The following is a 26,280-nucleotide window of genomic DNA, read 5'->3' as shown; positions in this document are numbered from 1 at the left end:
AAGGACATGTGAATGAAAAAAGAGAAAAACTTTTGGTTTTAAACAGAACCCTCCATATTATACGGCAAGAATGTATATGATTTTACAAGCGAAGGCGTTCGGCGCCTCTTGGGAACGACCGGAGCGCAACTATTGAAAAAAGCTTTTTGTTCTAAGTTTTTCTAATACCCGCGACTTATCCTGCAACCATTCGGACGATGCGATTGACAGAAAATGATGTGATTAATATAATCATCAATAAAAATAAAAAAATTAATTATTTTATTCACATCATATCGGCGTACTCAGCCGAGTGGACAAGGAAGCGAGTGAGGAGCAGTGGAACAATTATGGCTGAAACGAAACGGATCGTGTCATACAAGCCGTTGGACCGGCGGCGAGACGACAGAATTTTTTATCTACCCTGAAACAGGCAGTTATGCGGATAGACTGTTTGACTTCCGGATCTCTTCGGCAACTGTGGCGCAGCAACGTTCTCAATTCTCAAGCCTTTCTGGATTCTATCGCTATCTGATGCCGCTTGACCAACCCATCACGTTGATTCATGAAGGGCACGGGGTAAAAGAACTGGATCCGTTTGAACTGGCGCCATTTGATGGTGGCTGGGCGACAGAATCTGTCGGCAAGTGCCGGGATTTTAATATCATGGTGAATCAAAAGGAAGGCTGGCAAGCGAGAGTCGATCTGATCAGGGATAGCGGAACCATGACAAGTAGCTGTCTATTCACAGGCTTTTATGTATTGAGCGAGGCGATCACGATAACGAGCACGTCGCATGACTTCTCTTTCGTTTTGAATACGGGGGATTTTTTATTGCTGAAATCAGACCATCCACTCGCTTTTTCAATTAGCTGTTCTCAATCATCGTTTAAACTTATAAAACTCGGTCTGGAAAAGGGTTAAAAAAATTAGTATCTATCAAACACGCTAGAGATAGTTGAAAAACCAACTAAACAGATATGGTTTTAATAAATTGAAATTGACCTGAATTTAATCGGGTTATATAATGAAAAAGAAAGTGAATAAAGTGATTCTTATCGAGAGTGGTGGAGGGACTGGCCCAATGAACCCGACAACCAGCATTCATTGAAATGCATGGTGTCAATTACAGGAGTGCGTGAGTCGCTCAGAAGATGAGAAGGCATTTTGAACAGGCCTTCTTGATATGCTTAAGAAAGTATGAAGATTTCAAAGGGATTTAAGTATAAGGAAAACTAAGGCTTGCCATTGTGTGCAAAGTACTTGGCTACGCCAGGTTTATCTCATCTTTTTGGCGTGTTCCTTCTTTATACACTAAAAGCGTAAGATTCGAATAGATTGAATTTCTTATCTGATTAAGGAGGTTTTTTTTATGGCTGAAGTTGAGAGTTTCACGTTGGATCACACGAAAGTAATTGCACCGTATGTCCGCTTGATTGCGAGCGAGCAAGGTCCTCAGGGTGATCAGATTCAAAATTTTGATTTGCGCTTTGTACAGCCTAATGCGAATGCGATCCCGACTGCAGGATTGCATACGATTGAGCATATGCTGGCAAGTCTGTTGCGGGATCGGTTGGATGGCGTGATTGATTGCTCACCATTCGGCTGCCGCACCGGGTTTCATCTGATCATGTGGGGGTCGCATGACACTGTTACGGTTGCCAAGGCTTTGAAGGGCTCGCTTGAATTCATTGCCGGCCCGGCAAAGTGGGAAGATGTTCAGGGGACAACACTTGTCAGCTGCGGCAATTATCGTGATCACTCGCTTTTCTCGGCGAAAGAATGGGCGAAAAAAATTCTTGATGAAGGAATCAGCTCCGATCCTTTTGTCCGCAAAGTGGTCAGTGAATCTTTGTAATTGTCATATTTAAGCAACAATGAAAAACGTTTAGCTATAATAGCCACAAATAGAGCCTGTCGCCAGACAGGTTTTTTTATGCGCTTGAATTGTATAAGATCGAAGCAGAATTAAGAAATACTGAGGCGCAGCCGCGTCGTTCGTTAATTGAGTGCTTCTTTCGTTAGTTGGCTCTAACCCAAAGCATGCGCCTGAAGCGTGTTTACTACAAATATGGACCGATCTTTTTGGGGATGCGCTGAAAAAGCACTGATATTTCTCCTGTAGATCGGGCATCCCTAATAGATGGAATGAGGAAGGGGATGCGCTTTTGTTATGAACAAAAAGAGAAGCCGTCAATTTTTTTTTCTATTTGTGACTGTTGTTTTTCTGATCGCTTTTTGGGGCCAATCCCGCGCCGTACAGGCAGAAACTAGCGATCCATTTTCGCTCCCTCATGCACTGTCTCCGGATCCAATCTACCGTATGACGACGCATCGTTCAAATGAAAAAATAGTTTACCTTACGTTTGACGACGGCCCATCACCGATGACGGAGCAGTTGCTCGACCTACTCGATAGGTTTCATGCAAAAGCTACTTTTTTTATGTTACAACCGAGTATTTTAAAATATCCGCAAAGTGTGCGGCGGATGCGCGACGAGGGGTTTGCGCTCGGACTTCATGGTGTTTCGCATAACTTTAGAAAACTTTATCGTTCGAAAAAGTCGGTAATTCAGGAGATGACAACGGCTCAGAAGGCGCTGCAGCAAGTGGCACAGGTCCAGGCACGATTCATTCGCACGCCGTACGGAAGTTCACCATTTATGAAACTAAAATATAGAAAGGCAATGGTTGAGCAGGGGTTCATCATGTGGGATTGGAATATTGACAGTCAGGATTGGCGCTTGCAGAACTGGCGTTTTAATACACGGACGATTCAGAAAGTCCAGCAACTGGAAAAACAAAAAGAGACGCCTGTTATCCTGCTCCATGATATGCCGACGACAGTGCGGGCGATTGAACCGCTTTTGAAGTACCTTCACGATCGCCATTATGAGATGCGGGCGATTACCCCGTCCATGCACCCGCTTCAGTTTCGATTGCAGTGAGGACTTTTGATGGTTGATGGCTATTTGGACGGTCATTGAAACAACGCGTTGATCAAAAAGAAGCAATGGCTTGAATTGACAATCGATCGAATTAGCCCTATAATTATACCCATAGGGGTATTAAGGAGGCGCTTTAATGAATTATACGCCGCAAATGAAGAATCGATTGAAACGAATTGACGGGCAGATACGCGGAGTTTTACGGATGATGGACGAAGGCGAGGACTGTCAGCAGATTGTGATGCAGATGACGGCGGCACGAACGGCTATGGATCGAGCGCTTGGTCTGGTCGTTGGCAGTAATCTCGAGGCTTGTCTTCGCAAACAGATTGAAAGTGGTGGTTCGACGGAAGAATTGATTAACGAAGCAGTGAAAATGCTCGTCCGCAGCAGATGACTTATTTTTTTTATTAAAATAAATACCCAACGGGGTATGGGAGAGCGAGAAAATGGGTTGGCTCATATTTAAATCACCTTACAAAAAGATTCGTACTGCTGATTTGAAGGCGAATTATTTGAACAATCGAAAAGGAAAATTCTTTTTAGACGTTCGGACTTCGGGTGAGTTCAGTAGGCAGTCGATACCGGTCTTTACTAATATTCCACTTCAATCGCTTGGCGGTAAGCTGGCGAAAATACCGAAGGATAAGGAGATCGTTGTGATTTGCCAGAGCGGCATGCGCAGTTCAATGGCTTGCAAAATGCTTGTTAAAGCCGGTTATCCAAATGTCACAAATGTTCAAGGCGGGATGAATCGCTGGTATTAATCATTTAGGAATGATTTTTGCCGACTGCAAGGGATCATTAGCATCAAGACCGATGCGCTTATCCTCAAACAGTACAATTGCGTGTTACTTGCATCAGACATATGCGTCTATTAAATAAGGGGGAAACAACATGTTTGAAGAAATCAGTCCAGAAGAAGTTGAACGTCTTGTCAATGAAAAGAGTGGAATCAGCATTATTGATGTTCGTGAGCCGAGCGAGTTTGCCGATGGTCACATCAATGGCGCTGTCAATATTCCAGTAAACTGGATTCAGTCACGGATGAGCGAAATCAATGCAGCGGAAGAACATATTATTGTTTGCCTGTCCGGGCAACGCAGTGCGCTGGCAGCTTCGATTCTCGCAGCGAACGGGTTTCACGTGAGAAATATGAGTGGCGGTATGATGAACTGGGCTGGAGAAGTCATCGCCTAAGGAGGGGCTAGGATGAAAATTGTTATTGTTGGCGGTGTTGCCGGCGGTATGTCGGCAGCAACACGTCTACGCCGTCTGATCGAAGACGCGGCGATCATCGTTTTAGAACGCGGCCCCCATGTTTCATTTGCTAATTGCGGACTTCCATATTATATCGGCGGGACAATTGAAGACCAATCGAAGCTTCTCGTACAGACACCGGAAAAATTGCATCAGCGCTTTAATCTTGATGTTCGGACGAATAGTGAAGTGCTAGCGATTGATCGCAAAGAGAAGAAAGTGAGGATCAATCATCAGGGGAAAGATTATGAAGAGACGTATGACCGTTTGATTCTATCAACCGGCGCGCGGCCGATGCGTCCACCGATTAAAGGGATTGAGCAGGCTGAAAATCTGTTCACATTGCGTGATGTGCCGGATGCGGCAGCAATCGTTTCGTTCATCGAGAATAATGATGTTCAGAAAGCATCGATTATCGGCGCGGGATTTATCGGTATTGAAATGGCAGAAAATCTAGCGGCACGCGGGATACAAGTGACAGTTATTGAACGGGACCGTCAAATTTTGCCGCCACTTGATCCGGAAATGGCTGCACCGATTGAAGCTGTGATCAAAGAAAATGGTGTCATGATACGGAAAGGAAAAACAGTCACAGCCTTTGAAGAACACGGAACGAAGCTTGTGCTCGATGACGGCTCACGGCAAGCGGCTGACCTTGTCCTCTTGTCGGTGGGCGTGGTGCCAGAATCGGGACTTGCGGAACATGCCGGTCTGGAATTGGGTGAACGCAAGGCAATTCTCGTTAATGATCAACTGGAAACGAGTGATTCGGCTATATACGCGATTGGCGACGCAATTGCTGTCAAACAATTGGTTAGCGGCGCACTGACTGTGATTCCGCTCGCTTCGCCAGCCAATCGTCAAGGACGCATGGTTGCCGACAGGATTGCTGGACTGACGCGGACGTACAAGGGAACACTCGGTACATCGATTGTGAAAGCCTTTGATTTGGCTGCGGCAGTGACAGGGTTGAACGAAAAACAATTGCGTCACGCCGGAACCGCCTATCAGGCGATTCACACAAGCCCACCGGACCATGCGTCCTATTATCCGGGCAGCAGGCAGATGACACTGAAGCTTCTCTTTGATCCAGAAAATGGGCGCCTCTTCGGTGCCCAGGCCGTTGGCGAGAAAGGCGTGGATAAAACGATTGACGTCTTGTCGACCGCGATTAAAGCAGGGATGACAGTCTCTGATTTGACAGAGCTCGAACTGGCCTATGCGCCACCGTTTAATTCGGCAAAAGCACCTGTCAACTTGATTGGCTATGCAGCGGAAAATCTGCTCGATCATGCGGTGGCATCTATTCAGTGGAATGAAGTCGATCACCTTGTAAAAGAGGGAGCCATGCTCGTTGATGTACGGACGGAAAACGAATACACCCATGGTCATATTCCGCAGTCTGTGAATCTGCCGCTCGACAGTCTGCGGGCACGGCTTGGTGAATTGCCGGATGATCGTCTGCTGATTGTTACTTGCCAAGTCGGTTTGCGTGGCTACCTGGCGGCGCGAATTCTGACGCAAAAAGGATTCCAGGTAAGCAATCTGGACGGTGGCTACAAACTCTATAAAACTGTATTTCCAGACAAAGTTGTTTTGTAAACAAAAAGCCAGCGGCGCACGGAAAATATCCGTATACCGCTGGCTTTTAACGATATTTAGAAGTACGTGTCATGCATACATGCGGCGGCGTTTGCCGATAACAAGTGAAAGAATTAGAAAGGCGACAGCGAACGCTAGGACGATAGCCATATCATTGAGGATTGATTTTGTTTCCGCCCAATTTCCAGCACCCAACCCTGCGATTCGATTATTAGCGGTCACATACCAATAAGTGGGTGTAAAGCTGGCAATTTTCAGGACGGTTTGATTCATTAATTCCTGAGGTACGAATGCACCGCTGAGAAAGGCACTGCCGAGCCCGATGACGTTTGCGATTGCCGAAAGCGCCTGACGATTGCTGACAAGATTTCCGATTAAATAACTGATGCTTGAGAGACACAACGTAAAAACAACTGAGTTCAATAGATAATAGCCGATTGGGGCTGTTATTTGATTTTTTAAATTCAGAAAGATGCCCAGTCCAGAAAAACCAGTCCAGCAGAAGAGCGCAAATATAATAATAGCCAAAAAAATTTGCAAATTGACGCTAATTGAATGAATCGGTGAGCAAATGATCCGCCGGTTGATGTCCTGTCTATTCAGCACAATGAAAACAGCAGCGATTCCAACGATCATGACAATCGTTAAACCATAGGCGACAAAATTGAAATAACCGGTGATAAAATTACTGTCCGCGCTTGCCGCGTGTTGGTCGTGCATCACGACGGGTGTACTCGTGGATAGATCACGCTTCACATGATCAGCAATCTGCGTTTCGCTGAGATTCGGCTCGTGCGCAGCGTAAACGGTAGCCAGATGCCAGTATTGGCGTACAATACTATCAATATAGGCATTTTCGGCTGATCCAGGTACTACCCGTTTTTCCATCTTCATGGTGCCGTCGTTTAGAGCATCTTTTGTAAAACCTTTAGGAATCACGAGAATATAAGTCACTTTGCGAAAGAAAAGTGCGTCCTGCATTTTTTCAGTTTGATCGGGTAACGTGACAAAATCAGCATTTTTCGCGAGTGCCATGCGGAAGCCTTCGGTGAGTGGCGTTTTTTCTTTACTAATTAAAGCAACTTTCGCCCGCTCTTGTGTAAATCCTTTGGATAAGCTGGATTGTGAATAAGAAAATGCGAAAATACAGCTGAGCGAAACAAAGATAACCAGGAAAACACCAATCGATGACCAGTTTTTCCGGAAGATTTTCAGACATAGTTTAAAGATTGGCATATTTGCGCCTCCTGATCATCAAATAAGTTCCGAAACCGAAGACAATAGTAAAGACAGCGATCATAGCGAGATTGATCAGATAACGGTTCAGCGAATCATAATAATAGAGGGAGTAAAAGGCATCGGTGAGTAGATTGGCCGGGTTCAGCCAGGCAAGTGCGGGCACATACTCAGCAACTAAGTATTTCATGTCGCCAATCATCATTCCAGCGAGAAAGCATCCGGCCATTGTCACCGCCGTCAAAACGGCGAATTTCAAATTTTCGCCTTTTCGCGTGATCGCACTGACAAAGGTGCCGAATGTTAAACCGAGCATCGAGCCAATCCATGCGGTCAACAGTACAAGTCCTGTCCGCGTTCCGAAATCGATACCAAGGATAAAATGGAGAAAAGCGAGCAAGATTAAAATCTCACCATAGATAATCAGCAAATCCGCGCAGCAACCCGCCAAAAAGAGCTTCAGTTTATGCACAGGCGCAAGATTAAGCCGCGCCGCGCGAGACGACAAATCGGCCTGCGTGTCGCAAACTTCTTTATTGCCCCAAAAACTGCCGTAGAGACAGGCCATCGCAATCAGCGTGTAGAAATAATTCAGCACGTTATTTGGTTTCGCGCCACCCGTATTCACTTCTTTGACGCTGTTCCTCTGTTGTGACAAATCATCGAGCAGACCTTTTTGAATCGCCTCAGGATTTGCTTTAGCAATGTCGGCAAAGGCTGAGCTGTTTTGGCGATAGTGATCGGCGAATGTTTTCATAATGCTCTGGCTTATTCCCGTTTCCTGTACATAAAGCCGGATTAAGGGGCCATCTGTAAAATAACCTTTTATTTTTCCTTTTTTCAGCCATTGATCCGCTTGATGTTTCGAGGCTGTTGTCTTCAGATTAAAGAGCCGGTCTTTACCAAGAGACATTTGGTGAACCGTTTGTTCAAAGATTGCGTCATTTGCCCCTCCCCCCGTGACGAGTGCAGCACTGATCGGTTCGAACTTCTCATCATTGTTCAAATTCATAAACGCCATATTAAAAAAGGTTCCTAATAGGATTGGAAAAACAAGCGTCCAGAAAATAAGTAGTCGATCGCGAAGCAAGCATTTCAGCCGGTAGCGAAAGAGTTGGAGAAACATCTTGATCCCCCCTTAATCCCGTAATTGTTTTCCTGTGATTTCCAGGAAGACATCATTCAATGTTGGCAGTTCTGAATAAATTCGTCCAAAAGTAATCGATTCGTTCTTAAAAAAGTCGAGAACCGCTGCAAGGTTATTGGTTTCTTTTTCGGATTTAATCACAAGACGCTCATCAGCATATTCGGCGGTGATCACGCCGGGCAATCGGCGTAATGCGGTCATTTGATCAGAGCTGATACTGAATGTCTCGACAGTGATCTTCTCGCCCATCGAGATCATGGCTTTGAGTTCTTCTTTGGTTCCAGAAGCAATGACCCGCCCTTTATCGATGATCACAATCTGTGTGCAGATTTGTTCCACTTCTTCCATATAGTGAGAGGTATAGATAATGGTTGCGCCTTGTTTGTGCAATTGCTTAATACCTTCCAGAATTTTATTACGGCTTTGCGGGTCGACAGCTACGGTTGGTTCATCAAGGATGATCAGTTTCGGCTGATGAGCGATGCCGCAGGCGATATTCAGCCGGCGCAAGAGTCCGCCGCTTAATTTTTTCGGGTAGAATTTGCGGAATTCACCGAGCTCCACGAAATCGATTGCTTCATCAACGAGCTGCTTCCGTTGCTTCTTATCAGGGACATAAAGGCTGCAGAAATAATCGATATTCTCATAGACGGTTAGTTCATCAAATACCGCCACATTCTGCATCACGATGCCAATATTGCGTTTGATACTGTACGCATCAGGCTTCATTGTCTTTCCAAAAATTTTCACTTCCCCTTTATCGAAGCTCAGAAGCGAGAGGATGCAGTTGAGCGATGTGCTTTTTCCAGAACCGTTCGGGCCGAGTAGGCCAAAAATTTCACCTTCTTTGACTTCCAGTGACAGATGATCAAGTGCTACCAAATCGCCGTAGCGTTTAACAAGATTCTGCGTTTCGACAATTGTCATCGCTTCGTCCTCCTTGTTCTTCATAATTTGATTTTACTCGAAAGTCCGCTGCATCCGTAAGTGACTGGGATCATCAGTTGACATGACAAATGTCATACGCATTGTTAACAACGGGAAAAAATGATTAAATGAAGGCATCAATGTCACAAATGGAGAGGGAGAGAAGCGTGTGGCACCGATTCGCGGTTATGCTGATTTAATTGACAGAGGTGTTCTTTTCGTTATCTGTTTTGCTTCCGTCGCAGACAGCGTTCGGGTTGAGATGATGCTTAGTGCGATTATTGCAAGCGGCCTGCTTTGCTATCTGCAGCGTGATCAGCTGCGCCTGGCAGTTATCTGCAGCTTCTTTATCTTTGCAACGTTCTTCCCAGGAGCGGGTGCGTTCCTGCCGCTGATTCTTTTTGATTGCTTATCGAGGCGTTTTGCGCCTATCGTTCTTCTTTCACTGCTGTTTCCGCTTGCCTCACTTTGGCAAGTGAAGGGCGCAATGCATCTATTGATGACCAGCGCGCTTTCGCTTGCTGCTATTTTGCTCAGCTTGCGCGCAGCGTCACTCGCGCGTCTTCGGACAGAATATTACGAGTTGCGTGATACAACCAAAGAACTGACTAGACAGCTTATGCAGCAGAACAGGGATTTGTTGACGCGTCAGGATACTGAGATCACAGTCGCAACGCTTGCGGAGCGCAACCGGATTGCACGCGATATCCACGATAGTGTCGGTCATCTGCTTTCAAGCGCGTTGCTTCAAGTTGGCGCCTTGCTTGCGATCAACCGCGAGACTGCTTTCGGTGAGCCGATTGCCGCTTTGAAAAACACCTTGTCTCAGGCGATGGATAGCATCCGCAACAGTGTGCATCATCTATACGATCAATCGATTAATCTGCAGGATCAGATGAATGAACTGACAATGACTTTTAATTATTGCGCGCTCGATTTTGATTATACCGTTCGTCATGTGCCTGAACGAAAATTGAAGGAGGCGATCCTGGCCATCAGCAAAGAAGCCCTAGTTAATATTGCGCGGCATTCTAATGCGACACATGCCCGGTTATCGTTGCGTGAGCAACCGGCATTTTACCAGTTAATCATTGCCGACAATGGCATAGTCACTCATTTCGATCCAGACAATGGCATTGGATTAAAAAATATTAGCAACCGTGTGGCGCGTTTTCATGGACAATTCAATATTCAATTAAAAAATGGTTTTGAATTATTTATTACCGTGCCGAAGGAGACGCAGAAATGATGAATATTTTAGTTGTTGATGACGATCCGCTTGTTTGCACATCGCTGAAGACGATCATCGAAACAGACACATCGCTTCGTATTTGCGGAATTGGAAATGATGCGGATCAAGCCGTCTCACTTTATCGCCGGTATCAGCCGGATATTCTGTTAATGGACATTCGCCTGGGTGAGAAGACGGGGATTGATGCAGCGAAATGCTTGTTTTCTGAGTTTCCTGGCGCTCGAATATTGTTTCTGACGACATTCTCTGATGATGCCTATATTGTCGAAGCACTTCAAATCGGCGCAAAAGGCTATATACTGAAACAAAATTTTGAAAGCATTATTCCGTCACTTAAAGCTGTTGGCAGCGGTCAGCGTGTCTTTGGGGATGAGGTGATGAATAAAATTCCGTCTCTAATCGAGAAGAAAAAGAAGCCTAATCTCAATTCCTTTGATTTGACGGCGCGCGAAGCAGCAGTCCTCGCGCTAGTTGCTGATGGTTGCTCCAACCGTGAAATTGCCGGTCGGCTGTTTCTCAGTGAAGGGACTGTACGCAACTATATCAGTACTATTCTGGAAAAGCTTAACTTGCGCGATCGGACGCAGTTAGCTGTTTTTTACTATAAGCATTGCTAGACGTTTGATTTCGCGCCGTGCGCCTACTTGTTTCTACTGACTGACAGTTTTAAGCGAATGCCGAAGCGTATTTGATGTAAATAAGGTTCAGTCAAATATATTATTCATATAATTCTAAAAATAAATATTAAACAGAATACTCTGGTTGACGTCCCTCTTTATTGTCAGATAATGTGACAATGAAGAGGGATATTATATTACCGAAAAACCCTTTTAAAGCAATGATTTTTGACCAAATTAAATTGTAAAAAAATAATCAAAAAATCAGCTAGTTTCCTTGCATGAAACAAGCAATATTGTATATAATATAGTTGTTGAAAGCGTTATCAAAACATTTTAAAAGGAGTGTTTCTTATGATGGCAGCAATCGGTATTTTCGGAACGGTTTGTACAATTTTACCAATGGTCGCAGCAGTTTGCTGGGATAAATACCAACAAAATCACGGCGGCTTCACTGCTTGAGATGAGAAAAGTAGATAAAGATTCCCCTTAATGGCGTCATGCGACTGCATGGCGCTTCTGTTTTATGCTCCCTCTGTTTCACGCTAATTTTGTTTCGATACATAATTAAGAAGACTCCGAAGATGTGTATTGTTGCCATATGAAAAGGGCGTCTGACAATCAATAAATGATTGTTCAGACACCCTTAGGATCAATGATTACTCCTGAAGCATCAATAGCAGATGATCGCGCCAACGATAATGAGCAGAATGAAAAGAACAACAATCAAAGCGAATCCATTTGGTTCACAGCCAATATCCGTACCTGTTTGACACATGTCCCTCCACCCCCCGTCTAATCAACAATTTATTATATGTAGGCGCACTGCCTTTTGGGAATATGTTCGTTGACGCCTGTACTCTGTATTGTGATCCACCAGTAAGCAAATGATAAGACAAATGGTTTCGCATCAGGTAGACTAAAGGTGAATTAAGTGGAAGGAGTGTTCTATTGATGACAGAACAGAAAAAAGTGCTGATGATTACCAAACAATTCTGTCCCTATTGTGTTCGTGCAAAAGCAGTTTTGGATCATGCGCTCGATGGAAAATATAATGATCAAATTGAAACCGTTGTGCGCGAAAAAGATGAGGCGCGTTTCAATGTATTGAAGGATAAATACCAGTTTCTTACTGTGCCAACATTTGTTGATTTATCAACTGGCAAAACACTAAGCGATTCAAAAGAAGAGACGATTACACCATTCATGAAAGAAGCTTTGGGTTAACAAAAAGCAATTGATCAGGCAGGTGGGTATTATCCAACCACCTGTTTTTTTATGCGCTTGAACTGTATAAGATTTTGCACAAAAAAATGCATATCACCTTTCTGAGGCTCGCGGTGCGCCCGCGGCAAGCGAGCAACCCGAGCGCGTTTATTACAAAAAAGATTTTGATAAGCCTAGTTTTTCTAATGTCCGCTTTTAGAAATACATTTAATTTAAGCGGAATAAGAATAAAATAGCTCAGCCAGTATCCAAAGCGCATTGAAGCAAAAAAGGAAATGGATAAGCTAAGTTTGGCTTAAACCCGAAATGGATCTGGTGAAACACGCAACTCCTGTATTAAATGTTCTTTAAGAATGCTGATTTATGATAAGATTCTCATGTTACGGTTAAGGAAACAGCCTTCCTAAATATGCTTTTTTTCGGTAGGATGGACATATAACATTTATTAAGTGTCAAGGAGACGGAGAAATGAATTCACTGATTTGGGTCATTGAGTTTTTCCTGCATATTGATAAAGTTCTGCTGCACGTGGTTAATCAATACGGAACGTGGACTTACGCCATCCTTTTTGGTGTTATTTTTGTTGAAACAGGTGTAGTCATCTGTCCTTTCCTTCCCGGGGATTCGCTCCTGTTTGCTGCCGGCGCGATCGCGGCACATAACAATTCGGGGATTAATATCGGCTTGCTCTTGCTACTCGTCTTTTCAGCGGCTGTTCTTGGCGATAATATCAATTATTGGATTGGACGAACGATCGGAAAAACACTGGAGAAGCATCACTTATTTAATCGAATGATTAATGCGGAGAAGATGGCAAAGGCTGAAGCTTTTTTTAATCGTTACGGCGGTTTCGCTATTTTTCTCGGACGCTTTATTCCCTTTATACGAACGTTTATGCCGTTTGTTTCCGGTGGGAGCCGCATGCGGTATCCGTACTTCCTCTTATTTGATGTGATCGGCGGCGCTGTTTGGACATCGGTTGGTTTATTCGCAGGTTTTTTCTTCGGAAGAATTCCTGTAATCCAACAACATTTTTCGCTGATCATGGTGTTGATCGTCGTGATTTCACTGCTCCCGGTTTTCATTGTGTGGATCAAACAGCGGTTTGGTGGAAAATTTAGCAAGTAAACGACTTCAGAGAGAATGCTTCGATGGACAGACGCAACGGGGGAACGCTCCCATTTTTTTCAAGAGATAGGAAAGTATAAGGATTTTCAAAAAAATGTAGCGCAGGTGCTCTGGGCCTTGCGGGAAGAGCAGGACAAGGGAGACCCCGCAGATTACTGTCTGTCCGAGGAGGCTCCCGTCCTGCCCGCGGCAAGCGAGCAACCGAAGCGCAATAGTTGAAAAAGGACTTGGCTAAGCCAAGTTTTTCTTATAGGCTCTGTTTCTATGACAAAAGGCAATGTGCTCTGGCGCCTTGCGGGAAAAGCAAGCAGCGGGAAGGCGATGTTTGCAAAAAAAAGAATTGGCTAAGTCAAATTTATCTCAGAGAATAAGAGAGCCATTAAATCAACTGTGAAGTGAGTAGAGGAACAAGTCATGAAAAAAATAAACCGATCAATATCTATCTTTGCATTAGTCATCGTGCTTTTTTTCGCAGGTAAAGTGCTCTCTCCTGATAATCATCAGGTGCGATCTGACAGTTCCGCATCGAGTTCTGCCCAAACCACGATGGGCACTGTTCAAAACGGCATATCCGAGGTCAAATCGCCTCTGTCCGGACAGAAATCAATAAAAAATACGTCATCATCCCGTCTTTCGTCTCTCGATTATAAATCCGGGTCAAGCGCGGTGATCATCGTGAACCATGACAAGTCAACGCTCAATCCGAAAGACTGGAAAGAAAATAAGGTGATATACAGCAATCTTGATTCATTGAACCGTACGTCACGACCGAACACAGCGTATCTGGAACAACGTAATTTAGCCAATGACTCGCTTAGGGTTCGTCAATATATTCGCCCGACTGGCTGGCACCAGAAATTTGCCAAGGGTGAAGCCATACTTAACCGCGGGCACTTAATTGCCTATTCACTGTCAAAAGGAATTCGTTCTACGGGAAGCTATAATCCATCACTGAAATCGGGCGATCAGAACAATCCGAAAAACCTTTTCACCCAGACCGCTTATTCAAATCAAGAGCTACAAACCCGCTATGAAAACAAAGTGCGCAGCGCACTGAAAGCAGGGAAAAAAGTCATCTATCAAGCACAGGCTATTTTTAATAAAAATGATTTAATGGCCAAAGGGGTAGAGCTGCAGGCAGTTTCAACGGATGGATCGCTGAATTTCAATGTCTTTATCTTCAATGTTCAGCCGGGATTTCAATTCAATTATGCGGATGGTACATCACGTGTGGATAGAAGTATGGTCATTCCGGCACCGGCAAATGAATTGAAGTAGATACAAAAGTTGACACAATTTAGTGTTTCAATTATATTGAAATTAATTATATGAACGGAAGGGTGAACCAAAGGCCAATGAAAAACTAATCCTATTTTCAAAACCGGTAACTGAAGATATTAGTGGGCGTCAATTTTTTCTGTACACGTGTCTTCAGAATGATGGTTTCAGGATAGGATTGGTATTGGTACCAGGCAAAAGACTGGTTTCTTTTTTGTGTTCGCCGATAACACATGCCTCCTATTCTGATTGAATTGGGGGCATTTTTACGTCCCCGGAAAACTGAAGAAATGGGGATGATTCTTTGATTTTATTAGAAGCGCAACACATCAAGCATTATGTAAAAGATCGATTATTATTGAATGTGGATCAGCTGTCCATTCAACAAAAGGATCGTATTGGCTTAATTGGACGAAATGGATGCGGGAAGACAACATTGCTCAATATGCTTGCAGAGAAGATCGTTCCGGAAGAAGGAACAGTCACTCAACACACTTCATGTACATTGCTGCCGCAGCTAAAAAAGACTGATACAACAAAAAGCGGTGGTGAAGTGACTCAGGAATACATTCAAAAAGCGTTTTTTAGTAATCCGGAGTTGCTGCTTGCGGATGAACCAACGACTCATCTAGATACCGATCATATTGAATGGTTGGAAAAGAAGCTAAGCGACTGGCAAGGCGCTTTTGTTATTGTCTCGCATGACCGTGCCTTTTTGGATGCGCTTTGCACAACGATATGGGAAATTGATGATGGAAAAATAAAGATTTACAAAGGCAATTACAATGATTATGCTGCGCAAAAAGAAAGAGAGCGTTCAGAACAACAATCGGCATATGAAAATTATGAGAAGAAGAAGCGGCAATTGGAAGAAGCATTAATACGCAAAGAGCGAAAAGCGCAACGGGCAACAAAAAAACCGAAAAATGTAAATCTATCGGAATCAAAGGGACAAGAGCCTTATTTTGCAAAAAAACAAAAGAAGCTGCAGAAAACGGCTAATGCCATTGAAACACGATTGGAAAAACTGGAAGTGGTAGAAAAAGTAAATGCGCCACAACCGCTTAAAATGAATTTGCCCGATGCAGAAACGATTAGAAATCGGATGATTATTCGGGCAGAGGATTTATCCGGCAGCATTGACGAACGGATACTTTGGCAAAACACGAGCTTTTTTGTCCGCGGCGGTGACAAATTGGCAATTATTGGGCCTAATGGAAGCGGAAAGACAACGCTGATCAAAAAGCTGATCAACCAAGAGGTTGGCATTACGACTTCCCCATCAATAAAAATCGGGTACTTCAGTCAAAATCTAAATATATTGGACGAAGAGAAATCGATTCTCGAGAATGTCCAAGCGACATCAAAGCAGCAGGAAACGCTGATCCGCACGGTGCTTGCCCGAATGCATTTTTTCAAAGAGGATGTCTCAAAGCGTGTTGGGGTTCTGAGCGGTGGCGAACGTACCAAGGTTGCTTTGACCAAGGTGTTTTTAAGTGATTTGAATACGTTAATTTTGGATGAGCCGACGAATTATCTTGATATGGAGGCAGTTGGCGCTTTAGAGGCGCTTCTCAAAGCGTATGAAGGCAGTGTGCTCTTCGTTTCCCATGATCGCAGGTTTATCGAAAATATTGCGACACGTATTCTAGAAATCCGTCATCAGACTATCCGGATTTTTGAAGGAACCTACCGGCAATGGCAACAAGCGAAACCGATGAATCATAATGAGAAAAAAGAGAAACGTCTTCTGCTTGAAACAAAAATAACGGAAGTGCTCAGCCGCCTGAGCATTGAACCGTCCGAAGCGTTGGAGCAGGCGTTTCAGCGGCTTCTGGAAGAAAAACGGGCGATGAAGGATTAAACTAGGCGCGCACGAGCGCCGGTGGTCAGATAAGTGCGCGCATCAGATTTCAGTTTATCTGCGCAAGACGCGCGGCGCCCGCGGCAAGCGAGTAGCCCAAGCGTAGATATTGCAAAAAAGGACTTAGTTTCAGCCAAGTCCCTCAATAGCCCAAATTTTTGTGAATGACAAGACGAATCGTATTCGCGTACAACAAAGGATGCCTCAAAGCCGATTGACTTCGACTTTGAGGCATCCTTTTCCGTTATACATGTATTTGATACGTCGAAAATTTTAAAAGGAATGAAGTGTGCTGGGTTAGATACCGAGAAAATAACGGGCAAACAGCGCGGCACAAGCAGCACCAAAGAACGGAGCAATACCCGGTACAAGAATACCGTACTGCCAGTCATTGTTTGCTTTGCCTCCGGGAATCGGCAGGATTGCATGCGCGATACGCGGGCCCATATCACGGGCAAGGTTCATCGCGAACCCAGTCGGACCCCCCATACCCATACCGATTGCCCAAACGAGAAGACCGACAGTAATCGGAACAATGCCTGGTGTGTGAACTTGGGCGATAGCGAGAATGGCCGTAATGAAAATAAATGTATCGATAAATTCGACAAAAAAGTTTCGTGGCAGATTACGCACATTCGGATTTGTTGAAAAAATGTTGCGAATCTTGACACGGTCCATATCTGCAGATGCTTTAAATTGGTCGTAATAGGCAATAAAAACAACGATGGATCCGAAAATACCGCCAAGCACCTCTGCGATGCTTAAAGGAATCACATTAGACCATGGTATATTTCCCAAAACTGCCTGTGCGACAACCATTGCAGGATTGATATTGACGTTCCCAAATATAAATAGAGAAATCGTGATGCCGAATCCCCATGTTGTAATGGCAAAAATGTGTCCTGAACCTTGATACTTAGAAGTTTTCAGAACCTCGCAACAGTGCACGCCGACACCGAAAATGATCATCAATGCTGTTCCCAAAAACTCCGCGATTAATTGGTGCATATTTTTAAACTTCCCCCTGATGAATGTCTTTTACAGAAAGAGTATAGCGATTCTCTTCTGTATCTTCTTAACCAAAATGTAGATAAGATTTAACGAAAATTAATAGAATACGTTTACAAAATGCACATTTTTTGACTTTTTACGTCGTTTTCGACATATTTCAGCAATCTAACTGTAATTTGTAACAAGATTTTTATAGAGCAGTGCTCACGGATCTGATATACTCCATTTATGCCTACTTTCAGCTTTGTCTTTGGCAGAAACGATTTAACAGTTTCTTTAATCCGAATAATGTAAGAAATGAACCAGAATATAAGGAGCAGATAATCCACTTGAAACAAATTTATTTTTATTTTGCTTCGTTTAATGATGAACTATACCGTAGCGGCTCCGATGCTATTTGTTTACTGGTTCCTATTGCCGGGGAAAGTGAATGGACAACAGCAAATGCTGTTTACTCCGTGAACCATACCCATCTTTGTCTCTTGACTGGACGTAATGGCCGGTTTCGAGCGTGCTCAGATATGAATGAGAATTTAATCATCCAACTGCCGCAGGACTATATACAGGCGTATATTAAAACGGATACAACGAGCCAGGAAGGTATTGTCTGGAAGCTTGATGCCGATCTGCAGCCGATTAAAGAAATGATGATACGTGAAGTGGATGCGCATAACGAGGAAGAAGCCATTCTCTTGATGAACTATTTGCTCCATAAAGTGGCGAGACAGACGGTCACAACCTCCCTGCTCTATATTCAAAAGCACTTTACAGAGAAAATTGATATCCGCGCATTGGCCGAAATGGAACATTATACGCCTTCCTATTATTGTGATTGGTTCAAAAGAAAAATGAAAATGACGCCGCTGGAATACATTCACTTTCTCCGTATACACCGGGCAAAAGAATTGCTTCAGGACTCGCGGCTCAGTGTTTTGTCGATTGCCTGCCAGCTTGGCTATGAATACAATGCGTCTTTTACTAGAATGTTTAAAAAATATGAACGGATTTCCCCATCTAAATACCGGTCAGCACAGCATACGAAATAGAGCAATTCGCTAACCTTTTGACTTTTCCCTATGCTAAACTGTTAATCAGAATGATTCTTACAGATTTGGGGGGAGAAGTTGTGTTTACAGTAAAAATTCCGGTCCGTTTCGTTGACTGTGACGGAATGGGTCATGTGAATAACGCGGTTTATCACACTTATTTTGAAGAAGGTAAACGAGAAATCTTCCGCTTATTCACACCTGACCTAAGCCTTGATGATTTTCATGTGATTGTGGCTTCGACGCATTGCGATTATATTCATGAAATCAGCTACGGGGAGACGGTTACCGTTTATACTTGGGTCAGTACCATCTCGCGTTCAAGTTTCGATATTGACCACGCGATCGCGGATGAAAATGGGAATTGGCATGCGCGTGGTCGTGTAACGATGATTGGTTATGATTATCGCCGGAAAGAGGTTGTCCCGCTATCGGATTCAATCAAAGCGATTCTCGATCAACATCATCAAGGGCCAAATGGCGTTCCAGCCCTGCGTCAGTTACGTAGTGAAGGATTATCTGTCTCCTATAGTTAAGATGAGATTGAAAAAGCAGTTTGCCGGAGAGTGGGCGAACTGCTTTTTTGCATGTTAGAAAAGCATAGGGTTTGTACAAAGATAAGAATGGATAAGATTTTGGGCGAAAAATATAACGCAGTGCGCTGGACCCAGTGGGAAAAGCTTACAAAATCGGCGATAACAGACGTGAGACCGATTCCTTGAAACGGATCATCAACGAGCGTCTGTTATAATCCTCGATGGCCAATTCTTTCGACAGCCGGCAGTCACTGAGAAAAATGGTTGCCAAATTGCTCGCCGTGTCTTCATGGTAAATAAACGCATTGACCTCGAAATTCAGACTGAAACTGCGGTAATCGATATTGGATGTGCCAACAGTTGCAAGCCGCCTGTCGACAACAATCGTTTTGGCATGCAGGAAGCCATTTTGATAGAGGAATACATGCGCACCCGCTTCGAGCAGTAAGCCAATATTGGAGAAGGTTGCCCAATAGACAAATGGGTGATCCGGCTTGTTGGGTATCATAATTCGCACATCGACATTGGACAGTGCTGCAACGGAAATCGCGTTAAGCAGACTCTGATCGGGAATCAAGTACGGCGTTTGAATATAGACGCATTCTTTGGCGGAAAGAATCATTTTAATGATCGCGTTTTTAATCTGTTCCCAGCGTCGATCGGGGCCACTTGAAACAATTTGAATACCGACTTCGCCGTAGTGATCCATTTGATTCAGATGATAGTAGCCTTGAAACGGCACCTTTTCGCCTGAAGCCTGATTCCAGTCCAGTAGGAAACGTGCCTGAATGCTGTTTACCGATTCCCCGCAGATTCGTAGATGCGTATCCCGCCAGTAACCGAATTTTGTACTCAGCCCGAGATATTCATCGCCAACATTGAAACCGCCGATATAGCCGATTTGTCCGTCAATAACCACGAGTTTTCGATGATTGCGATAGTTAATGCGCATATTGAGCAGCGGCAGATGACCTGGAAAGAAACGTTGAAATTTTCCTCCAGCGTTGACAAGTTCGCGGACCGCTTTTTTTGACAGCTGGCGCGAACCCTCATCGTCAACGAGGAGACGGACGATAATGCCCTCCCGTGCTCTTGCGGTTAGTGCATCAAGAATTTCATGACCGAGAAAATCGCTGCGGAAAATATAATATTCAATATGAATATGGTGGTGAGCCTTGTGAATGTCGCGTAGCAATTGGCGAAATTTGTGTTCCCCATCTGTATAGATATCCAAGCTGTTGTTTAATGCCAGCGGTGCCTCATCGTTATTGAGATTCATATAAATCAATCCATGGTAATCGCGGAGAACTGGCTGAGTAAACGGATCACGTTTCTCCGCGATTGCCCGCATTTGACTGGCAACCCGCTCTTTTGTCCGCTCATGGACAACGTGATCCCACTTGAATATTTTTCGGCGACTGAGGTTCTGACCGAAGAACAGATAAAACAAGAAGCCGATAATGGGGATGAAATTAAGGATCATGAGCCACGCCCACGTTGAACTGACACTTTTGCGTTCAAGAAAAACGATCGTGAAGCCAAGCAAAATATTACTAACTAGGATAAAAGCCAATAAAATAGTAGTGAGCGTCATTATATTCTGTCCACGTCCTTTCCGGCATAAGTGCTTCTAAGAGGGAGCCGTAGACTAACCATCCTTTTCTGACAGCAGGCGCATCAGCAATGCAACGCGTTGTGCGTGTCAAAAGCGTTGTTGTCACATCTTATGGTTCAACAGCTGATTTCATTAAGAAAAAAGGGAAGGAAAAGTCTGGTTAATAAATTATAACCCATAAAGCAAATAGTCATCTAGATTAAGAATTCCATTGCCTTTATTTCAGCCGAATGGGTGGGAGAGAAAGCTGTGAAAAGAATGCTATCAGAAAAATAGACTCTGATTGGATTTTAAAACGAGCCGCAGGCTATAATGATAGGGAGATGGGCAGTTTCGTTTTCATATGATATCAGCGGTCGCGGAAAGGATCTGTTGCGAGGAATGTTAAAGAAACATGGGTCGATTATTTTTTGGACAATTGAGCTGCTTGGGCTCGCACTGCTGATTTTTGTCCTAACAAAAATTTCTTTCATCTTTATACCGGTCGTCACACTGATTACGACTTTCTTTTTTCCGATCCTTGTTGCGGGTTTTCTCTTTTTCCTACTCAGTCCTTTTGTCGGTCTGTTGGAGCGACTAAGACTTCCTCGAGCACTCAGCATTGCGATCATCTATTTGATTTTAATCGGACTGATTACCTTGCTCGTTGTCACATTTGGACCGACGCTTGGTCATCAGGTGAAATCTTTGTTTAGCAAGCTTCCCGATTATATTGTCGGCATTAGGCATTCAATTGATCAACTCGCTAATACACAGGGCTTTAAATGGTTGATTCATCAGGATTATTACTCGATTGATAAGATTCAAAAGAACGTGACTAATATGCTTAATGACTATAGCAAACACGCTGGATCTAGCTTTTCTAGCTTTTTCAGTGTGATCGTAAATCTGACACTTACCGTTGTTACGGTTCCATTTATCCTTTTTTATATGTTGAAAGACGGTGATCGATTGCCAAGCGCTGTCATGCGCTTTTTTCCACGCCACTACCATCATGAAGTGAACGAGATTATACAAGATCTCAGTTCAACACTCTCTTCCTATATCCATGGCTTGATTATTGTCGCGACCTTTGTCGGTGCGACGTCAAGTATTGGATTTGCTGCAATTGGTCTGCCATACAGCCTGTTACTTGGCCTGATTGTCGGTGTGACGAATATTATTCCCTACATGGGCCCCATCCTTGGTGCCGCGCCAGCGATCATTGTGGCTTCAATGGATTCTCCGGTCAAGGCACTATTTGTCCTGGTGATTATCGTCACTGTTCAGCAATTAGACGGTCACTTGATTTCACCGCTTGTGATGGGCAAACGCTTGAATATCCATCCACTGACGATTATTGTTCTGCTGCTTGTTGCCGGCAAATGGATTGGACCAATCGGGATGATTCTCGCTGTTCCTTCATATGCCATGGCAAAAACAGTGATCATGCATGCGATCCGACTGATTCGCTTGAGGAGGCAAAGCAAGGATGATACGCTGATTAAAGATGAATAGTTTCATTCTTCATCCGGTTTGCGGATGATCTGGCGCGACAGACGAATGAATTGCTTCATCGCGGGATTATTGTTCTTTTTCAAATGAGCCATGGAAAGTACTGCGGGCATCGGATGTTCGCTGATTTCACGATAGACAACTTCTAGGTTGAATAGTTTTTCCGCTGTCGCGGGTACGACACCGATGCCGATACCGGCGGAAACAAGTCCGACTACCATTTGATATTCCGTTGCTTCTTGGACAATTTTCGGAGAAAAGCTCTCATTTTGGAATAACGAGAGAAATTCATCGTACAGGCCTGGCCATATTTCCCGGGAAACGACGATAAATGACTGGTCGCGTAAATCTTCCATTGTGATTTCTTTTTTACTGGCTAGTGGATGATTTTTCGGAAGTGATAAAGCAGCAACACCTTTTTTTACAGGTTCAGCTTCAATAAGCGAATTGCTGACTGGCGGATGCAATAAGCCGATGTCAATACGCCGCCCGATCAGTGCAAGAATCTGATCAGGTGTCGACAATTCGTGAAGGATAACAGAGACATCGGGATACATCCGGCGGTATTCTCGGATAAAAGCAGGTAGGATGTCATAGCTTGCCGATCCGACAAAGCCGATAACGAGTTGACCAAATTCGCCTCTTTGCGCGCGCTGTGCTGTATCAATCGCCTGATTCAACTGACTCAGTACCTTTCGCGCCTCTGACAAAAATAATTCGCCAGCTGTTGTCAGTTCGACATGACGTTTGTTTCTTTTGAATAGCACAACACCCATTTCATCTTCCAATTGCTGAATTTGTTTGCTGAGTGGCGGCTGCGTCATTTGCAGTCGGGCAGCAGCTCTACCGAAATGAAGTTCTTCTGCAACCGTAATAAAATATGTGAGATGGCGTAATTCCATAATTAATCGCCCTTCCGAAAGAATGATAGGTCTATTATAAATGATTACGTTTTCAAAAATCAATTGATACATACTAGGTATTACACGATAAAGAATAATATATTTCACAATATATATTTGATGCGTTACAATGAGTTTAGTCACAGAGAAGTCGAAAAATCGTAAGAACTTGTCCATGAGAAATGACTCTTGAGTCTTTTTGAAAAGATAAGTAAGAATGTATCAGATTTTGTACACCCAATGTAGCGCGCGAGACGCCTGCGGCAAGCGAGCAGCCGAACCGTGTTTGTTACAAAAGGAATTGGCAAAGCTAAGTTTTTCTAAATAAAAAAGGAGTGGGAGTAAATGGCAGAAATTCGCAAGGACGAAGCAACGAAGGAGAAGCTTGCGACCGGTGCCGAATTGGTTGTTGACTGTTTGATTAAGCAAGGCGTTAAATATGTGTTTGGTATTCCGGGCGCAAAGATTGATGCCGTTTTTGACGTGTTGAAAGATCGCGGACCAGAACTGATTGTCTGCAGGCATGAACAGAATGCGGCATTTATGGCGGCGGCAGTTGGACGCTTGACCTGTAAAGCCGGTGTTTGTTTGGTCACATCGGGCCCAGGCGCATCGAACCTGGCAACCGGTATAGTCACAGCAAATGTTGAAAATGATCCGGTTGTTGCCTTAGCCGGTGCGGTTCCACGTGCGGATCGGCTGAAACGCACGCATCAATCGATGGACAATGCCGCTTTATTCCAACCAATTACAAAATACAGTGCGGAAGTTGTTGATCCGAAGAATGTTCCGGAAGTGATGACCAATGCGTTCCGGGCGGCAGAATCGACCCAGTCAGGTGCAAGTGTAGTAAGCTTTCCTCAGGACGTCTTGGTTGATCAGACGACAGTCAACGCGCTTGGTCCACTCGAAAGTCCGAAATTAGGTACAGCATCTGAAGAAGCAATTGACCGAGCAGTTGAGGCGCTCAGTCACGCCAAAATGCCGGTGATTCTTGCAGGTATGCGTGCGAATCGTTTCTCGGTCGTTGCCGCTGTTCGCTCCTTGCTGCGGAAAATATCTTTCCCAGTTGTTGAGACGTTTCAAGCAGCTGGTTTGATTCCTCGCGATATGGAAGAACGTTTCTTCGGACGCATAGGTCTGTTCCGCAATCAACCAGGAGACCTATTGCTCGATAAAGCAGATGTCATTCTGACGATTGGCTATGATTCTGTTGAATATGATCCAAAATTTTGGAATAAAAACGGCAAACGGACGATTATTCATCTTGACGAAGTTCGCGCAGACATCGATCACTACTATCAGCCGGAAATTGAACTGGTTGGCGATATCCCAGCAACGGTTGCGCGAATTCAAGAAAAGCTCTCTAATCTCTCCATCACTGAAGACAGTCTGCAGTTCCTTGATAAAATGCGCAAGCGGCTTGACGCCCGGGATGAACCGCCGAAAACAACGCATGGCAATCAAGTTCATCCGCTTCAGCTGATTCATACCTTGCGTCAGTTAATCAGCGATGACACAACGGTCGCTTGCGATGTTGGTTCACACTATATTTGGATGGCGCGTCATTTCCGTTCCTACGAACCAAAGACGTTGTTGTTCAGCAACGGCATGCAGACCCTTGGCGTTGCCCTTCCATGGGGAATGGCCGCATCATTGGTTAATCATCATGCAAAAACTGTTTCGATGTCTGGAGACGGTGGATTCCTTTTCTCCGCAATGGAACTGGAAACAGCCGTTCGACTCAAACTTCCGATTGTTCATATCGTTTGGCGCGACGGCACTTACGACATGGTTGCTTTTCAGCAACAAATGAAATATGAGCGGACTTCCGGCATCGACTTCGGTGCTATAGATGTTGTCAAATATGCAGAAGCATTCGGGGCAAAAGGATTGCGCGTCAATTCGCCTGACCAGCTGGAAGCGGTATTGCGTGAAGGTCTGGAATACGAAGGCGGACCTGTGGTTATTGATGTTCCGGTTGACTACAGCGATAATGTCGCACTCGGCAAGAGCTTGCTGCCAAATCAGTTAATGTAAGTTTATTTCAGTGTTTGTGCTTGGAGGGGGCAATGAAGATGGCTAAGGATTTTGGTGAAGTATTTCAATTATCCACAATGACATCACTGCTTGACGGCGTTTATGATGGTGCGATGTCTTACGATGAGTTCAAGATGCATGGCGATTTCGGCATCGGCACTTTTGATCACCTGGACGGCGAAATGATTGGTTTTGATAATCAATTTTATCGCCTGCGCGGTGATGGAACGGCTACTCCGCTGCAGAGTACGGATATGACACCGTTTTGCTCGCTAACTTATTTTAAACCGCAACAATCGAAGACATTCGAAGAACCGCTTGATAAAGCTGCTTTTGAAAAAGAATTGCAGAAATTGGTACCGAGCAGCAATTTGTTCTATGCATTCCGGATTGATGGTGTGTTTAAAGAAGTCAGCACACGTACGGTAGCTTATCAGGAAAAACCTGTTCCGATGACAGAGGCGGTCAAATCGCAACCGGTTTTCCATTTTAAAAATGTGGCAGGAACTATTGTCGGTTTCTGGACACCGGCGTTTGCCCAAGGGATTGCGGTTTCCGGCTACCATTTCCATTTTATTGACAAAAACCGTCAAGGCGGCGGTCATGTTATGAATTATGTGCTCGATCACGGAACGGTGCAGATTGATCAAAAGACACATCAAAGCCTTTACACACCGACGACTGAAGCCTTTTTAAAGGCAAATCTCTCACGCGATGATCTGGAAAAAGAAATTAAGGTGACTGAAGGGTAATTGTAGCGAATGTCATAAGCTTAATATTATAGGAAATGCAGGCCCTGTGAGGAAAGCTGGAATAGGGACCTGCATTTTTTGTGCAGGCATTACTAGCGTTGCATAAAATTTAAAGTCTTAAATATGTGAATAATCAGAATTAGTTTTGGCCTTCTTGAATCAAAAAACTCAATAACCACTCAAGAGGTGATCCTATCCATATTTACAATATTATCCAATTAATTCAAGGGCAACAGCGACTGGACCCTTTTTCTAAGTAATCTTTGGCTTCCTTTGAAATTTAATACGCTGAATCAGTTTTTTCCCGGATTGCCAAAGCAATGCCTTTAACCATCGGTTAAGTTTAAGCAGTGAGTGCTTTGTATCTGTTTCCTGTTGAATGAGTACCATCAAACAGTGATAAATCAAGGCAAGATATAT

Annotated in this window: 25 protein-coding genes and 1 riboswitch; of the genes, 18 read left to right on the top strand and 7 right to left on the bottom strand. The window is 44.1% G+C overall.

Features of this window, described 5'->3' with window-relative positions; translation table 11 throughout:
- Nucleotides 1-318 precede the first annotated feature (318 nt).
- From JOC27_RS02830 to JOC27_RS02800, 7 genes are all read left to right on the top strand, one after another.
- The gene (locus JOC27_RS02830) at nucleotides 319-903 is read left to right on the top strand and encodes a HutD family protein (protein ID WP_205005496.1); all 585 of its coding nucleotides are present in this window, start codon (nucleotides 319-321) and stop codon (nucleotides 901-903) included.
- Nucleotides 904-1,031: 128 nt separating this feature from the next.
- A riboswitch (SAM riboswitch) is annotated at nucleotides 1,032-1,140 on the top strand.
- A 211-nt stretch (nucleotides 1,141-1,351) separates the two neighbouring features.
- Nucleotides 1,352-1,837 carry an S-ribosylhomocysteine lyase gene (locus tag JOC27_RS02825; RefSeq protein WP_205005495.1) on the top strand — a complete coding sequence of 162 codons (486 nt, stop codon included), beginning with the start codon at nucleotides 1,352-1,354 and terminating at the stop codon, nucleotides 1,835-1,837.
- A gap of 315 nt (nucleotides 1,838-2,152) precedes the next feature.
- Nucleotides 2,153-2,926 carry a polysaccharide deacetylase family protein gene (locus JOC27_RS02820; protein WP_205005494.1) on the top strand — a complete coding sequence of 258 codons (774 nt, stop codon included), beginning with the start codon at nucleotides 2,153-2,155 and terminating at the stop codon, nucleotides 2,924-2,926.
- A gap of 136 nt (nucleotides 2,927-3,062) precedes the next feature.
- The gene (locus tag JOC27_RS02815) at nucleotides 3,063-3,323 is read left to right on the top strand and encodes a metal-sensitive transcriptional regulator (RefSeq protein WP_205005493.1); all 261 of its coding nucleotides are present in this window, start codon (nucleotides 3,063-3,065) and stop codon (nucleotides 3,321-3,323) included.
- Nucleotides 3,324-3,375: 52 nt separating this feature from the next.
- The gene (locus JOC27_RS02810) at nucleotides 3,376-3,693 is read left to right on the top strand and encodes a rhodanese-like domain-containing protein (protein ID WP_205005492.1); all 318 of its coding nucleotides are present in this window, start codon (nucleotides 3,376-3,378) and stop codon (nucleotides 3,691-3,693) included.
- A 130-nt stretch (nucleotides 3,694-3,823) separates the two neighbouring features.
- Nucleotides 3,824-4,126 (top strand): rhodanese-like domain-containing protein, encoded by a 303-nt coding sequence (locus JOC27_RS02805; protein ID WP_205005491.1) that lies wholly within the window; start codon nucleotides 3,824-3,826, stop codon nucleotides 4,124-4,126.
- 12 nt (nucleotides 4,127-4,138) lie between these two features.
- Nucleotides 4,139-5,788 carry an FAD-dependent oxidoreductase gene (locus JOC27_RS02800; protein ID WP_205005490.1) on the top strand — a complete coding sequence of 550 codons (1,650 nt, stop codon included), beginning with the start codon at nucleotides 4,139-4,141 and terminating at the stop codon, nucleotides 5,786-5,788.
- A gap of 69 nt (nucleotides 5,789-5,857) precedes the next feature.
- On the opposite strand, the gene JOC27_RS02795 is transcribed toward JOC27_RS02800, so the two are convergent.
- Genes JOC27_RS02795 through JOC27_RS02785 form a run of 3 tightly spaced genes read right to left on the bottom strand, consistent with a single transcriptional unit; the run spans nucleotide 5,858 to nucleotide 9,098 of the window.
- Nucleotides 5,858-7,024, bottom strand: coding sequence for an ABC transporter permease (locus JOC27_RS02795; RefSeq protein WP_205005489.1), 1,167 nt, complete (start codon nucleotides 7,022-7,024; stop codon nucleotides 5,858-5,860).
- Nucleotides 7,011-8,150, bottom strand: coding sequence for an ABC transporter permease (locus JOC27_RS02790; protein WP_205005488.1), 1,140 nt, complete (start codon nucleotides 8,148-8,150; stop codon nucleotides 7,011-7,013). Before JOC27_RS02790 ends, JOC27_RS02795 begins: the two co-directional genes overlap by 14 nt.
- A 12-nt stretch (nucleotides 8,151-8,162) precedes the next feature.
- On the bottom strand, nucleotides 8,163-9,098 hold the full coding sequence (locus JOC27_RS02785) for an ABC transporter ATP-binding protein (protein WP_205005487.1): 936 nt from the start codon (nucleotides 9,096-9,098) through the stop codon (nucleotides 8,163-8,165).
- A 169-nt stretch (nucleotides 9,099-9,267) separates the two neighbouring features.
- Here JOC27_RS02785 and JOC27_RS13570 point away from each other — a divergent pair, with 169 nt between their 5' ends.
- Together JOC27_RS13570 and JOC27_RS02775 are read left to right on the top strand one after the other, a co-directional pair.
- On the top strand, nucleotides 9,268-10,347 hold the full coding sequence (locus JOC27_RS13570; RefSeq protein WP_205005486.1) for a histidine kinase: 1,080 nt from the start codon (nucleotides 9,268-9,270) through the stop codon (nucleotides 10,345-10,347).
- Complete coding sequence (locus tag JOC27_RS02775; RefSeq protein ID WP_205005485.1) at nucleotides 10,344-10,967, top strand: response regulator transcription factor; 624 nt, start codon at nucleotides 10,344-10,346, stop codon at nucleotides 10,965-10,967. The genes JOC27_RS13570 and JOC27_RS02775 overlap by 4 nt, the downstream gene beginning before the upstream one ends.
- 673 nt (nucleotides 10,968-11,640) lie before the next feature.
- Here the strand turns inward: JOC27_RS02775 and JOC27_RS02770 are convergent.
- A complete protein-coding gene (locus tag JOC27_RS02770) occupies nucleotides 11,641-11,745 on the bottom strand; it encodes a YjcZ family sporulation protein (protein ID WP_205005484.1) in 105 nt (34 codons plus the stop codon).
- Nucleotides 11,746-11,921: 176 nt separating this feature from the next.
- On the opposite strand from JOC27_RS02770, the gene JOC27_RS02765 reads away from it, so the two are divergent.
- The 4 genes from JOC27_RS02765 (at nucleotide 11,922) to JOC27_RS02750 (ending at nucleotide 16,464) form a co-directional block, all read left to right on the top strand.
- Nucleotides 11,922-12,194, top strand: a complete 273-nt coding sequence (locus JOC27_RS02765; protein WP_205005483.1) for a glutaredoxin family protein — start codon at nucleotides 11,922-11,924, stop codon at nucleotides 12,192-12,194.
- Nucleotides 12,195-12,662: 468 nt separating this feature from the next.
- Entirely contained in the window at nucleotides 12,663-13,322 is a 660-nt protein-coding gene (locus JOC27_RS02760) for a VTT domain-containing protein (RefSeq protein ID WP_205005482.1), read from the top strand.
- Nucleotides 13,323-13,736: 414 nt separating this feature from the next.
- Nucleotides 13,737-14,600, top strand: coding sequence for a DNA/RNA non-specific endonuclease (locus JOC27_RS02755; RefSeq protein ID WP_205005481.1), 864 nt, complete (start codon nucleotides 13,737-13,739; stop codon nucleotides 14,598-14,600).
- 304 nt (nucleotides 14,601-14,904) lie between these two features.
- Nucleotides 14,905-16,464 (top strand): Vga family ABC-F type ribosomal protection protein, encoded by a 1,560-nt coding sequence (locus JOC27_RS02750; RefSeq protein ID WP_205005480.1) that lies wholly within the window; start codon nucleotides 14,905-14,907, stop codon nucleotides 16,462-16,464.
- Between the two features lie 297 nt (nucleotides 16,465-16,761).
- On the opposite strand, the gene larD is transcribed toward JOC27_RS02750, so the two are convergent.
- Entirely contained in the window at nucleotides 16,762-17,472 is a 711-nt protein-coding gene (larD, locus tag JOC27_RS02745) for a D/L-lactic acid transporter LarD (protein WP_205005479.1), read from the bottom strand.
- 332 nt (nucleotides 17,473-17,804) lie between these two features.
- Here larD and JOC27_RS02740 point away from each other — a divergent pair, with 332 nt between their 5' ends.
- Both JOC27_RS02740 and JOC27_RS02735 read left to right on the top strand, forming a co-directional pair.
- A complete protein-coding gene (locus JOC27_RS02740; RefSeq protein ID WP_239529454.1) occupies nucleotides 17,805-18,521 on the top strand; it encodes a helix-turn-helix transcriptional regulator in 717 nt (238 codons plus the stop codon).
- Nucleotides 18,522-18,601: 80 nt separating this feature from the next.
- Complete coding sequence (locus JOC27_RS02735) at nucleotides 18,602-19,057, top strand: thioesterase family protein (RefSeq protein ID WP_205005478.1); 456 nt, start codon at nucleotides 18,602-18,604, stop codon at nucleotides 19,055-19,057.
- Between the two features lie 145 nt (nucleotides 19,058-19,202).
- Here the strand turns inward: JOC27_RS02735 and cls are convergent, their stop codons facing one another.
- Nucleotides 19,203-20,651 (bottom strand): cardiolipin synthase, encoded by a 1,449-nt coding sequence (gene cls / locus JOC27_RS02730; RefSeq protein WP_205005477.1) that lies wholly within the window; start codon nucleotides 20,649-20,651, stop codon nucleotides 19,203-19,205.
- Nucleotides 20,652-21,053: 402 nt separating this feature from the next.
- Here cls and JOC27_RS02725 point away from each other — a divergent pair, with 402 nt between their 5' ends.
- Nucleotides 21,054-22,169, top strand: coding sequence for an AI-2E family transporter (locus JOC27_RS02725; protein ID WP_205005476.1), 1,116 nt, complete (start codon nucleotides 21,054-21,056; stop codon nucleotides 22,167-22,169).
- A 2-nt stretch (nucleotides 22,170-22,171) separates the two neighbouring features.
- Here JOC27_RS02725 and alsR read toward each other — a convergent pair whose 3' ends face one another.
- Nucleotides 22,172-23,068, bottom strand: a complete 897-nt coding sequence (gene alsR / locus JOC27_RS02720; RefSeq protein ID WP_205005475.1) for an acetoin biosynthesis transcriptional regulator AlsR — start codon at nucleotides 23,066-23,068, stop codon at nucleotides 22,172-22,174.
- Nucleotides 23,069-23,413: 345 nt separating this feature from the next.
- On the opposite strand from alsR, the gene alsS reads away from it, so the two are divergent.
- Together alsS and budA are read left to right on the top strand one after the other, a co-directional pair.
- Nucleotides 23,414-25,108, top strand: a complete 1,695-nt coding sequence (alsS, locus tag JOC27_RS02715) for an acetolactate synthase AlsS (RefSeq protein ID WP_205005474.1) — start codon at nucleotides 23,414-23,416, stop codon at nucleotides 25,106-25,108.
- A 32-nt stretch (nucleotides 25,109-25,140) separates the two neighbouring features.
- Nucleotides 25,141-25,860 (top strand): acetolactate decarboxylase, encoded by a 720-nt coding sequence (gene budA, locus JOC27_RS02710; protein ID WP_205005473.1) that lies wholly within the window; start codon nucleotides 25,141-25,143, stop codon nucleotides 25,858-25,860.
- Nucleotides 25,861-26,280: the final 420 nt, after the last annotated feature.

It is taken from the genome of Sporolactobacillus spathodeae, assembly GCF_016908935.1.
In the GTDB taxonomy this organism is placed as follows: Bacteria; Bacillota; Bacilli; order Bacillales; family Sporolactobacillaceae; genus Sporolactobacillus; species Sporolactobacillus spathodeae.
Note: the sequence above shows the minus strand (reverse complement) of the source record. Positions and strands in the feature narration are given on the sequence as shown.